Source organism: Janthinobacterium sp. 35 (assembly GCF_002754575.1).
Classification (GTDB): domain Bacteria; phylum Pseudomonadota; class Gammaproteobacteria; order Burkholderiales; family Burkholderiaceae_D; genus Janthinobacterium; species Janthinobacterium tructae.
The window spans coordinates 3,439,393-3,451,808 of the sequence record NZ_PEFN01000001.1 but is presented as its reverse complement, the minus strand read 5'-3'; the positions used below and the strand labels follow the sequence as shown (position 1 = coordinate 3,451,808).

Annotated in this window: 11 protein-coding genes; all 11 read right to left on the bottom strand. The window is 65.1% G+C overall.

The features are described 5' to 3' along the window. Positions 1-68: 68 nt before the first annotated feature. The gene (locus CLU93_RS15340) at positions 69-332 is read right to left on the bottom strand and encodes a PP0621 family protein (protein ID WP_099762142.1); all 264 of its coding nucleotides are present in this window, start codon (positions 330-332) and stop codon (positions 69-71) included. After that, a complete protein-coding gene (locus CLU93_RS15335) occupies positions 329-1,132 on the bottom strand; it encodes a cytochrome C assembly family protein (RefSeq protein ID WP_096237841.1) in 804 nt (267 codons plus the stop codon). Before CLU93_RS15335 ends, CLU93_RS15340 begins: the two co-directional genes overlap by 4 nt. Positions 1,133-1,363: 231 nt before the next feature. Further along, entirely contained in the window at positions 1,364-2,353 is a 990-nt protein-coding gene (locus CLU93_RS15330; RefSeq protein WP_373629850.1) for an ABC transporter substrate-binding protein, read from the bottom strand. A gap of 126 nt (positions 2,354-2,479) precedes the next feature. After that, the gene (locus tag CLU93_RS15325; protein WP_099762141.1) at positions 2,480-4,981 is read right to left on the bottom strand and encodes a TonB-dependent siderophore receptor; all 2,502 of its coding nucleotides are present in this window, start codon (positions 4,979-4,981) and stop codon (positions 2,480-2,482) included. 80 nt (positions 4,982-5,061) lie between these two features. Next, the gene (locus CLU93_RS15320) at positions 5,062-6,021 is read right to left on the bottom strand and encodes a FecR domain-containing protein (protein WP_257224978.1); all 960 of its coding nucleotides are present in this window, start codon (positions 6,019-6,021) and stop codon (positions 5,062-5,064) included. 1 nt (position 6,022) lies between these two features. Beyond that, entirely contained in the window at positions 6,023-6,553 is a 531-nt protein-coding gene (locus CLU93_RS15315) for a sigma-70 family RNA polymerase sigma factor (protein ID WP_099762139.1), read from the bottom strand. Positions 6,554-6,693: 140 nt separating this feature from the next. After that, a complete protein-coding gene (locus CLU93_RS15310) occupies positions 6,694-8,688 on the bottom strand; it encodes a MacB family efflux pump subunit (protein ID WP_099762138.1) in 1,995 nt (664 codons plus the stop codon). Positions 8,689-8,693: 5 nt separating this feature from the next. Beyond that, entirely contained in the window at positions 8,694-9,881 is a 1,188-nt protein-coding gene (locus CLU93_RS15305) for an efflux RND transporter periplasmic adaptor subunit (RefSeq protein WP_099762137.1), read from the bottom strand. A 91-nt stretch (positions 9,882-9,972) separates the two neighbouring features. After that, the gene (locus tag CLU93_RS15300) at positions 9,973-10,314 is read right to left on the bottom strand and encodes a DUF3325 domain-containing protein (protein ID WP_099762136.1); all 342 of its coding nucleotides are present in this window, start codon (positions 10,312-10,314) and stop codon (positions 9,973-9,975) included. Further along, positions 10,311-12,014 carry a PepSY-associated TM helix domain-containing protein gene (locus CLU93_RS15295; RefSeq protein WP_180287861.1) on the bottom strand — a complete coding sequence of 568 codons (1,704 nt, stop codon included), beginning with the start codon at positions 12,012-12,014 and terminating at the stop codon, positions 10,311-10,313. The genes CLU93_RS15300 and CLU93_RS15295 overlap by 4 nt, the downstream gene beginning before the upstream one ends. Beyond that, complete coding sequence (locus CLU93_RS15290) at positions 12,011-12,289, bottom strand: hypothetical protein (protein WP_099762135.1); 279 nt, start codon at positions 12,287-12,289, stop codon at positions 12,011-12,013. The genes CLU93_RS15295 and CLU93_RS15290 overlap by 4 nt, the downstream gene beginning before the upstream one ends. Positions 12,290-12,416: the final 127 nt, after the last annotated feature.

Here is a 12,416-nt window from a genome sequence, read left to right as displayed (position 1 = left end):
CAGATGCTACGCCGGATGGATGCCGGAGGACGTTACGATACGGATGAGCAACGCGCGCGGGCCCGCCCTTACAAGGTGGCGTGCGCGTGGCTGCAGTAATCGTGGCCCTTGGCCTGCACGTTTTCCGAGGCCGGGTAGTACACGCCGCAGTGGGCGCAGCACAGCATCAGTTCGGCATCAGGCAATTCCTGCGGCCGGCCAGGCGGCGCAAACGGGTTCGGCTGCTGTTGCTGCTGCTGCGCGCGGGCGCGTTGCTGCATGCCCCGGATCTTGCTGCGGATAGCAAACAGCACCAGGAACACCAGCGCCAGCCAGAATAAAACACGTGTCATGCGAATCCTCGGTGTAAAACCACTTCCAGTACAAAACGGCTGCCGACATAGGCCAGCAGCAAGGTGGCGAAACCGGCCAGGGTAAAGCTCAGGGCCGTCTTGCCGCGCCAACCGCGGAAGCGCCGGCCTGCCAGCAGCGAGGCAAACAACAGCCACGACAACATGGTAAACACCGACTTGTGATCCCAGGTCAAGGCCTTGCCAAATAATTGTTCGGAAAACACGATGCCCGACAGCACGGTCAGGCTCAGCAGAATGAAGCCCAGACCGATCATGCGAAACAGCAACTTTTCCATCGTCAGCAGGGCTGGCAACTGGTCCAGCGCGCTGCCGATGAAGCCGCGGCTTTCGCTGCGCGTATGCAAACGCGATTCCTGCAGCGCCATCAGCACGGCGTGAAAGGCGGCAATCGTCAGGGTGCTATAGGCGAGCACGGCCACGGCAATATGCCAGCCGAAGACGGCCGACTTGCCTTCCATGCTGACCTGACTGCCAGGAAAGGCCCAGGCCAGGCCGATGGCGATGACGGCGCTGGGCATGACCATGCGGCGCAGTCCATCCAGACTGAAATTGCGGTTCTCTATCCAGTAGGCGCCCACCGATACCCACAGCGCGGCCGACAGCATGGCGGAAAAGCCGAAGCGCAAGGTGCCCGGCGCCATCAGGTCGAACCACAGGGTGGCGGCGTGCGCCAGCCAGGCGACGCCGGTCAGGCCGGCAATGAGCCGGGCACGGGACGAGGGAAGCACCGCGCACGCCGCGTACAACAGGGCGGCGATAAGAAAGAAATAGATCTGCATAGTTTAAGTTTACACCATAGCCGACAAGCGCGATTCAAGCGACAGCCAGGGTGACAGGCATTCCGCCGCCAGCCAATGCTGCAAGCCTGCCATGATATCGCGCCTGAGGCGCAACGGGGTAGCGCACCCTCAAGATTTTGGCAATCTTTCGCACCACCTGCCTATATATCAGTGTGCCGCAAAAAATGATGGCCCGCTCAAGCGGGCCATCGGGCACTGCCAATCTCCGGCTTACTTTACATTCAAGCTCTTTTTCGCCTGCTCCAGCAAGTCCGTCTTGACCCACTCCTTGGCCACGGGCGGCTTCGTCATGCGGCCCACGCCCGTTTTCACCATCACATCGGTGGTCACCTGGATATGCTCGGGCGAGATGTCGTACGAATACGGCGAATTGCTGATCGCATCGTCGAAGTCATCCTTCGTGATCTGGCCGCGGAACACGACTTCGCGCACATACTTTTCCGCCGTCGCCTTGTTGTCGATAAAGGTCTTGGTCGCTTCGACGAAGCAGCGCATGAATTTTTCCGCCACCGGACGGCGTTCTTTGTAGAACTTTTCCGTCATCACCATGGTCCGCACGGGTTCGCCGATCGGCGTGTCGTACGGTTTCAGGATTTCCGTACCAAAACCTTTGTTGATCGCCTGCGACGATTGCGGTTCCGACTGCATCATGGCGTCGATATTCTTGCCCATCAGCGCCTGGTTCAAGTCGGCGTAGGCCAGGAACACCAGTTGCACATCCTTGCCCTTGGTGTCGGCATACGTCAGGCCCGCTTGCGCCAGCTCGGCCAGCAGCAGCACTTCCTGGATGCCGCCGCGCGTCACGCCCACGCGCTTGCCCTTCAAATCCTTGACGCTGGCAATCTTTTGCCCGGCGCCCCCCACCAGCCGCGCTCCGCCTTTGGCAAAGCCGGCCACCACATAGATGGGCGCGCCGCCGGCACGGCCGGAAATGGCCGCTTCGGACGCCGTCGCACCCACGTCCAGCTCGCCGGCGATAATCGCCTGCATCACATCGAGGCCCTTGGCGAAGATATGCTCTTCGACCTTGATGCCGCACTTGGGCGCAATTTCCTTGATGTACGACACGGCGCCGTAGTGGGCGAATTTCAAATTACCCAGGCGCACGACTTCCTGTGCCTGGGCCTGCACGGCGCCCATGCCGAACGCCAGCATGAGGGCGGCGGCGATACCGGTCTTCAAGGTTGATTTCTTCTGCATCGGGTTCTCCTGTGGTGGTTGGTGTGTGCCCGCAAGGGCATTAAACACAGCTTTTTTTATTATGGGAGATAGTACCGCGTGTTGGGGGCAGGGCAACATTTTTTTGCCCTGGCCAGCCCGCCCTGTTTAAAACGTGGCGCGCAGGGTCACGCTCGCATTGCGTGGCGCGCCATACCAGTTGCCGCCGCCTGAGTAGCCCGTCTTTTCATAGTAGCGCTTGTCAAAGAGATTATTGACGTTCAGGGCCAGCGACCAGCGGGGATCGATGCGGTATTGCGCCAGCGCGCTCCAGACGGCATAGCCGCCCTGCGTAAACTGGAAGTCCTGCACGGCGCCGGCGCGCGTGAGCACCGTGCCACTCGTGTAGCTGGCGCTCTGGATGGCGACGTTGCCGCCCACTTTCCAGGCAGACCAGGCGCCAGGCAAGGTATACGCCGTCGACAGCTTGAACAGATGCTTGGGCGTGATGCTGCTGAAAGGCAAGCCCGTGCTGTCATTCTTGCTGTGGTTAAAAGTATAGCCGGCGGCGGCCTGCAAGCCAGGCAAGAGTTCGCCGCCCACTTCCATATCCACGCCACGGCTGGTCACCTTGCCTTGCGGCAGATAGCAGCAATTGCCCGCATACAGATCGGTTTCTTCCGGATAACTGGGGTCGAGCACAGCCTCGCCATTGCGTTCGACATGGAACAGGCTGAAGGTGGCATTCAAGCGCCCGTCGAGCAGTTCACCCTTGAAGCCGCCTTCATAGCTCTTGCCCGTGATTGGCTTGAGCGAGGTGCCCGGCATCGGCCCCGCCTTGTACAGCGCCTGCGGCTTGAAGATGGCGGAATAGCTGGCATATGCCGACCACTGTGCATTGAGGTCGTAAATGATGCCGCCATACGGCGTCAGCTTGGTCGGCTCGCTGAAGCGGCTGTCCGAGTCGGGCGCCCACACGCCCGTGTCGCCATCGAGGGATGCCACGTATTGCTTGAATTTGTAACGGGCCAGGCGCGCGCCCAGCACCACGTGCAGCTGGTCGCTGGGATGCAGGCGCACGGTGCCATACGCGCCATACTGTTCCTGCTCCCATGGATGAAAACGGTACCAGACAGGGCCATTGTCGCCACCGGCCCATGGCGTGGCATCGGGATTGAAAGGATTGGCCGGCGTACTGCCGGCCCCCGTCTGCCGGGCCGAATCCCAGTAGCTCGTGACCTTCTGCCGGTCGGCTCCCAGCAGCAACTCGTGCGTGCGTCCCAGCAACTTGAAATTGCCCGTCAGATTCAGGTCCAGCACATTCTGGTGATTCCAGGCATTGTTGCGCGTACCGGCCCACACCACGCCATCGCTGCCGCCAGGCTGCACGGCGCCGGTGGTAAACGTGCCGCGTCCCTTGGCGCTCTGCTCGACGTGGCTGGCATTCAATTTCAGTTTCCAGCCAGTGGCAAAGCGGTGTTCAAGCTGGGCAAACAGTTCCGTGACCGCATTGTCGACATACCCCCAGGGCTGGCTCAGATTGGTCGAGCGCGGCAGCTGCAAATCCGTGCCATCGGCATAACGGGGCAGACCGGAACCACTGCCATTCGTATCGCGCTTGCTGTGCGAACCACCCACTGTCAACAGCGATCCCGTGGGCAGGTCCGCTTCCAGCACCGCGTACACGAGTGCCTTTTCCGTACGGAAGTGGCGCATGAAGGAGCCATCATTTTCATACATGGCCACCACCCGCCCGCGCAGCCGTCCATCGTCAGTGAGCGGGCCCGTGGCGTCGATATCGGCGCGATAATTGCTCCAGCTACCCGCCGACAGCGCGGCCGCCAGTTGCCGCTGCTCCAGCGGTTTCTTGCGCGCCAGATTGATGATGCCGCCCGGATCACCGGCGCCGGACAGCAGACCGGACGCGCCGCGCATCACCTCGACCCGGTCGTACATCGCCATGTCCTGGATCGCCGTCGCGGTGTAGCTGCCGATATTGAAGGGCGCGCCGCCATCGATCTGCATGCTGTCGATCTGGAAGCCCCGCGAATAGAAATTGTAGGCATGGCCGTTTACGCGCTGCAAGGTGATGCCCGGCGTCAGCGCCATGGCGCCACCGATATCCTTGACGTCCTGGTCATCGAGCTGCTGGCGCGTCACCACCGATACTGACTGGGGAATTTCGCGAAACGACTGGTCCGTCTTCGACGCGATGCTGGTGACGCGGCTGGTGTACGAACCCGTGCCTTCCGTGCTGCCGTCGGCGGCGCGGCGCGCGCGCACGCGGATCGCGGCCAGGGTTTGCTCATCAGCGGCGCTGGCAGCGGCGGCGGCTGCGGGCGCCGCTTTTTGCAAGGTATAACTGCCGTCGCTGCGGCCGACGAGTTCCAGGCCGCTGCCGGCCAGCAGGCGCGCCAGCGCCTCGCGCGGCGTATAGCTGCCGCTCAGGGCCGGGCTGCTCAGGCCCGCCGTCAGGGCCGGATCGAACGACAGGGCGATGCCCGTCTCGACGGCCAGGGTGGACAGGTTGCGGCCCAGGGGTCCTGACGGCAGCGCGATGCTGCGCGCGGCGGGCGCGTCCGGCGATGCGGCATGGGCGGGCGCCGCCATGGCCAGCACGGCCAGGTGGACGGCGAGAAAAACGATGGAACGGAGGGGAGTTGCAGGCATGACGTTTCCTTTACATGGCAATGGGATCTTCTTTCCCTTGCCAGCCCGGCGCGAAAAAAGTGTCAGGTTTTTCCACCTATTTATTCGGCCGCATCCAGGGTCACCCAATAGCCGCCAAGGCGCGTGCGCGCCGCCACAGGATAGGTCGATACCAGCATCACCAGCGCCGCATCCGTGTCCGTGATGGGAAAGGCGCCCGAGACGCGCACGCCGGCCACGCGGGGATCGCAGCGCACGATGCCGGGCCGGTAGCGGCCCAGTTCCAGCGTAAAATCGTGCAGGCGCATGTCGTCGGCCAGCAGCATGCCGCGCTGCCACGCCAGCGCGCCGCCGTCCAGCGCAGCCGGTTCGCCGATGGCCGCCGCCGTGAAGGCCACCTGCCGTCCCGCTGGAATGATGTGCTGCGCACCGCTGCGCGCCTGCACGCGCACTCGGCTTTCCCGCACCGCCAGCCGCGTCCGGCCATCATCCTGGCGCACGGAAAACTGCGTGCCCAGCGCTTCGAGCCGGCCTTCGGCCGTGACGACAAGGAAGGGACGGCGCTGCGCATCGGCGGCAGTCTGCACGGCGATTTCGCCGCGCCGCAGGGTCAGCAGGCGCTGCGCGCCATCGAATTGCACGTCCAGGGTGGTAGCCGTATTGAGGCTGATGCGGCTGCCATCGGCCAGCACGATGTCGCGCCGCTCGCCGGTGGCCGTGCGGTAATCGTGGCGCCAGCCCTGCTGCTCCATCAGCAGCCAGGCGCCGGGCACCACCGCCAGCAAGGCGGCCAGTTTCAGCAGCGCGGCGCGGCGCGCCGAGCTGCGGTCCAATTCGCGCGAGCGGTCCAGCGCCGGCATGGCCAGCTCCGGCGGCAGGCCGCCCAGTTTTCCCAGCAACGCTTCGGCACGCTGCCAGGCACGCGCATGTTCCGGGTCGCTGGCGCGCCAGCGCTCACAGGCAAGCCGCTGCTGCGCGCTGGCCGCGCCCGAGTGCAGCTGCATCAGCCAGTCGGCCGCCTGCTCGAGCACGCGTGGATCAATCGGAACACGGGCGCCCACGCTAGTCGCCATCGAGCTGCAGGCATGCCAGGAACGCCTGCTTCATATAGCGCTTAACGCTGGCCAGCGACACGTCCAGCCGCACGGCGATGGCGTCATACGTGAGCCCTTCCAGCTGCGACAGCAAAAAGGCACGCCGCACGACAGCCGGCAGGGAATCGAGCATGGCGTCGACCTGGTGCAGGGTTTCCAGGATCAGCAATTGCTCTTCACACGATGGCGCTTGCAGTTCGGGCAACAGGGCGATGGCGTCGAGATAGGCGCGTTCGAGCGCCTGGCGCTGATACCAGTTGATCAGGATGCCCCGCGCCACCGTCGTCAGGTAGGCGCGCGGCTGGCTGATAGCGACGATGTCGCGCCCGGCCAGGATGCGCACGAAGGTATCGTGCGCCAGATCGGCCGCGTCAAAGGCATTGCCCAGCTTGTAGCGCAACCAGCCATGCAGCCAGCCGTGGTGCTGCTGGTACAGCGCCTGGGCGGCATGCGTGGGAGAAGAGTGGTCTTGCTGTAGGGCGAAGTCGGCGGCCGACATGGGCATCCTTTCCTGTCAGGCGCCTGGCACCAATGCAAATAAGAATTATTCTCATTTTAGCCGAAACAACAACGCCGGCGCAATGCCTGGCCGCGATGGCAGGCATGGCGCCGGCGTTTTTACAACCGTTTTTACAACACCTACTGTCCGGCCAGCGCCACCACCGGATCGAGTCCCGACGCCTTGCGCGCCGGCATGAAGCCAAACACCAGCCCCGTCACCACGGCGCAGGCAAACGCGCCGGCGATGGCGCTCAGCGAAAAGATCACCGGCACGTCCCATACCAGCAGCAGGCCGGCCACCGTCACGCCGACCACGATGCCGGCCACGCCGCCCACCACCGACACCAGCACGGCTTCGGTGAGGAACTGGCGCAGGATGTCGCGCCGGCGCGCGCCCGTCGCCATGCGGATGCCGATTTCGCGCGTGCGCTCACGCACCGTCATCAGCATCACGTTCATGACGCCGATGCCGCCCACCACCAGCGACACGGCAGCGATCAGGCTGAGCATCATGGTCATGTTGTCCTGCGTCTTGGCTTCGGCGGCGATCGACGCGGCCGCGTTGCTGATGCCATAGTCGCGGATGCGGTGGCGTTCGAACATCGTGGCGTCGACCGCCGCCTCCACTTCCGTCACGCGCTTGACGTCGGCCACCGCCATGACGGTGTAGGTCGGCTCGCGCTGGCCGAAGACGCGGATGCCGGCCGTGGAAAACGGCAGCAGCAGCACGTCGTCTTCATCCTTCTCGCCCGTCAGCGCGCCCTTCGCGCTCATCACGCCGATCACCTGGAAAGGCACATTGCCGATCAGGATGCTCTGCCCCACGGGATTGGCCACGTCGGGCATCAGCTTTTCGGCCAGGTGCGCGCCCAGCACGGCCACGGTGGCCATCTCGCGCTCGTCTTCTTCGGTAAAGAAGCCGCCCTTGGCCACCGGCCAGGTCTGGATCTGCGGCAGGGCCGGGCCCGTACCGCGCACATACGTCTGCACGTCGAGGTTGCCGTGGCGTATCACCTTGTTGCCCGTGACATTCGGCAGCACGTGGGTGATGCCCGGTACATCCTTGAGCGCATCGAGGTCGGCCAGGGTGATGCTGCGCCCGGGGATGCGCGAACTTTCGCCGCGCGACGCCATGTACAGCAGGTTCGAGCCGAACGCGCCCAATTGGGCCATCACTTGCTGGCGCGTGCCCAGGCCGATGGCCAGCATGACGATCACGGAAGCGACGCCGATGACGATGCCCAGCAGGGTCAATCCCGTGCGGAAGCGGTTGATCCACAGCACGCGCCAGGCGGCGCGCGCCGCGTCGAGCAATTCCGTGCCCAGCGACGCGCCTGTATCGTGGGCGGCGCGCGACATGTCCAGCGGCGGCAGGGCCGTCGACGTAGCGGGGATGGCAATGGCGCCCGAATCTGCGATGATTTCGCCATCGCTGATCTCGATCACGCGGCGCGCCTGGGCCGCCACCTTGCGGTCATGCGTAATGAGGATGATGGTGTGGCCCGCGTCGGCCAGTTCGCCCAGCAGGGCCATGACTTCGGCGCCGCTGCTGCTATCTAGCGCCCCCGTCGGTTCATCGGCAAGGATGATGCGCCCGCCATTCATCAGCGCGCGCGCGATCGACACGCGCTGCTGCTGCCCGCCCGATAATTGATTCGGCCGGTGGTCGAGCCGGTCACCCAGGCCCAGGCGCTTGAGCAGCGCTTCCGAGCGGGCGTGGCGGGCCGCGGCCGGCATGCCCGCGTACAGGGCCGGAACTTCCACGTTCTCGCGCGCCGATTCGGTGGCGATCAGGTGATAGCCCTGGAAGACGAAGCCGAACGCTTCGCGCCGCAGCCACGCCAGTTCATCGGGATTCAGGCTGGCCACGTCCTGGCCGGCGAAGCGGTAGGTGCCGTCGCTGGGGCGGTCAAGGCAGCCGAGCAAATGCATCAGAGTCGATTTGCCGGAACCGGACGCGCCCACGATGGCGACGAATTCACCGGCGCCAATGGACAAGGTCAGGCCGCGCAGCACTTCCACGGCCGGCGCGCCGTCGTGGCCGCCGTAGCGCTTGCGGATGCCGGCAAGTTCAATCAGTGGCGCCGGCTGGCCAGGTTCTCCAGGTTGCCCCAGTGACGCGGCCTCGCTCATGGCACTCATAACTGGAACCTGCTGGCGCCGCTGCTGGCCGGCTGCTCGCCCGTGACCAGCAATTCACCTTCGCGCAAGCCTTGCAGCACTTCCGCGCTGAGGCGGTTGCGCACGCCCACGGTGACGGCGCGCGTATCGACCTTGCCGTCCGCATCCATCACGCGGGCCGTGAACTGCCCCGGCTTGGCGCCTTCTTCCGTCGACGGTTTCAGGGCCGGCAAGGGCACGGCCAGCACATTGTTTGCCGCTGCCGTGACAAACACCACCTGCGCCGTCATCTGCGGCATCAGTTCACCATCGGCGTTATCCACGTCGAACAGCACGGTATATAAAATCACCTTGCTGGTCGATGGCGCCAGGGCCGTGCCGGCAGCGGAACCACCGGGCACCGGCGGGGCCGGCAGCACTTGGCGCACCTTGCCGCTCCAGCGCCGCTGGTCGCCGCCGAGGGTGGTGAAGTACACGGGCATGTCCGGGCGCACGCGGCGCACGTCCGCTTCCGACACTTCCGTCCATACCGTCATGGCCGACAGGTCGGCGATGCGCAGGATGTTCGGTGTCTGGTACGTGGCGTTCAGGGTCTGCCCTTCCTTGGCGTCCAGGCCCACCACCTTGCCAGCCATGGGCGCGTAGATGCGCGTATAGCCGAGGCGCGCTTCGTCCGCCTTCAGGCTGGCCTGGGTCTGGGCTATCTGCGCCTTCAGGTGGTCGATCTTGGCGCCGGCCGAGGCCAGCGTGGCTTCGGCCGTTTCCAGGTCGGCCAAAGGCGTCGAGTCGAACTTGGCCATCTGCTTCTGGCGGCCATGCTGCTGGCCGGCCAGCCGGTGCTGCGCCTGCTGGTCGGCCAGCTGCGCGCGCAAGCCCGCCAGGGCGGCGCGGCCCGCGTCGACCGTGGCTTGCTGCACGCTGGGGTCGATCTCGGCCAGCAACTGGCCCTTTTCCACGGCGCTGCCGGGCTGCACGTGCAGGCGCGTGATCTGGCCCGACACCTGCGCGCCCACGTCGACATAGGTTTGCGGCTGCAAGGTGCCGATGGCCGTGACGCTGGCCTCGATATTGCCGCGCTTGACGGGCGCCGTGTCGAACACGGTGGCCGGGCCACGCGTGGCCCACAGGGCACCGGCGCCAAACAGCGCCAGCAAGACCGCGCCACCGAGGATGCGGGCGCGGCGGGAAGGCAGGCGGGCCGCCATCAGGAAGCCGCCTTCAGTACATTCAAAACATCAATCGGTGTCGCCAGGCGTGAAAAATACATCGGTCTATCCTTGAAAATGGCGGTGGTCATCACCGCAGGAACGTCACAAGCCCTGCCAGCGCGGCGACGGCTGCCAGCAGGGAACTACGAAACAGCAAGCGGGGGGCATACGGCAGCAGCAGGGCCACCAGCAGCGCTCCCGCGCCGATGAATCCCAGCCAGGCGACCACGCCGACGGTAGCGCTCCAGCCGGCCACGCAAGGCCAGATGGCCAGCGCCAGCAGGATGGCGCCCGCCAGTTGCAGCGCGCGCCGCACGTTCGGCGCCACGTCCCTGCCCCAGACCTGGCCATGGTGGCGGTCCATCGCCAGCGACAGGCTGGCCATGCCCGCATACGACAGGCCCAGCGCGCACAGGATGGTGTTGATCATGACTGTCCTTCCGGATTAACTTGCAGGCTGGCTGCGGGCGCAGCGTTTTCTCTGGCGGCGGCTTTTTCAAGCGGCTTTTCCTTGCGCTTCCGGACTTTCCACGCGCCCCAGGCGGCCAGCAGGCCGAAGGCCATGCTGCACAGTTCCACGCCCGCGCTTTCCCAGTCGCCACGTGCCACCTGCGCCACCAGATTGTCGCCCGTGCTCAGGACATTCAGGACGGGCAGCAGCAGGCACATGGCGGCCAGCAAGCCCAGTTGTTCGATCCACGCGCGCTTTTCCGCGCGCAGGCAGGCGTGCACCAGCATCAAAAACCACACGCCGAAGAAGGCACGCACTTCCCAACCTGCCCGGTGCTCGATGCCGACGGGGATCAAACGGTTGGCCCACAGGAAGCCCACGCAAGCGATCGACAGGCCGGCAATCGCCGCCACGTTCAGGCAGGCGATGACGCGGTACACGCGCTGCGTATAGGCGCCGAACTCGCCGCCCGACTTCTGGCGCCGCTTGACCATGAACATGATCGCGCCCGTGCCCATCATGGCCGTGCCGGCCAGGCCGCAAAAGAAGTACAGCCAGCGCATCGGCGTGCCGCCGAAACCCACCATGTGCAGGTTCGACATGACGGAGCGCGTCAGGCCCGCGCCGCCCGTGTCCGACTCGCCCGGCAGCCGCACGGCAACCTGCTCGCCCGTGGCCAGCGCATAGCAGGCCCTGCCCGTATTGGCGCTGATGCGCGTGAGCAGTTCCGTATCCTCGTTCCAGCCATACATGCACACGCGCATGGAGGCGTCGTTCGGATTGTCCAGCACCACGGCGCGGATTTCCTGGCCGATGGCCTGCTCAGCGCGCAGCGCAAACGATTCCAGCGCGGGAATGGCCAGCGGCTGGCCCGAGCGCGCAGGCTTGCCCGCATCGTTCCAGTCGGCCAGGAAGGCTTTCTTGGGATTGTCCATGCCGTATTGCGCCACCACGGGGGCCTGCACATAGTCATCGCTGAAAAATGCCAGGCCCGTGTAGGCGATCATGAACTGGAACGGCAAGGTCAGCACGGCCACCGCGTTGTGCGCGTCGAGCCACGAACGCTGGCCCTTGGCCGGGCGGAAGGTAAAGAAATCCTTGAAGATGCGCTTGTGCGTGATGACGCCGCTCACCAGCGCCACCAGCATGATCATGGTGGTGATGGCGACGATCCAGACGCCGATGCGTCCCGCGTGCAGCTCGTAATGGAAATCGACGAAATGGTGGCCGCCGATGGTCTCGCGCGCATTTTCCTCGCGCGCATGCTCAATGACGGCGCCCGTCAGCGGATCGAGGTCCGCCGAGCCGTAGCCGCCGCTGGGCTGGAACCAGTAGGCGGACAAGCCGTGGTCGGGACGCTGCACCGGCCAGATTTCCCACATGTCCGCCTTCGGGTGTTCTTTGGCCATGAAGTCGAGCGCCAGTTCCAGGCGGTGCGCGCGGTCCGTGACCTTCGGCAGCGGCGGATCGTTCGCATGCGCCGCCTCTTCCAGAGCGTGTTCGGGCGTCATCCAGTGGCCGATCGGGTCGTCGAAGACGGCCAGGGTGCCGGTCAGGAAAATGGCGAACAGCAGCCAGGAAATCCACAGCCCGCTCCACGTATGCAGCCAGGCCATGGCCTGGCGCAAGCCGCCCTGTTGCGGCGTTTTCACCACTTTGTCTACCTTGACGGCGTTCATGCGGCACCTCGCGACAGCAGCAGGCCAAGGCCGCCGCACAGAATCGCCGGCAGCAGCATGCCGAGCCAGGCGCGGCGCAGGTCTTGCACGGCAAAGACCCAGACCACGGCGCAGGTGTAGACGACGAAGGCGCTCAGAGTGGCCGTCAGCACGGCTTCGGCGCGCGACAGCGGCAGCACGGCCGACAACAGCACGGCCACGCCGGACGTGAGGGCATAGCCGCCAAAGACGGCGGCGAGCACGCGCGAGAACAACAGCATATTGGCGGATTTCATCGTTGCGGCACCCCAGACAACGGCTGTTGCGCCGGGTGGCAGACCATATACATCAGATGCATCACACTGCGTCCTTCCATCAAAATTGATTATGGCGGCGGCACGCAGCGGCATGAAACCGCGCAAC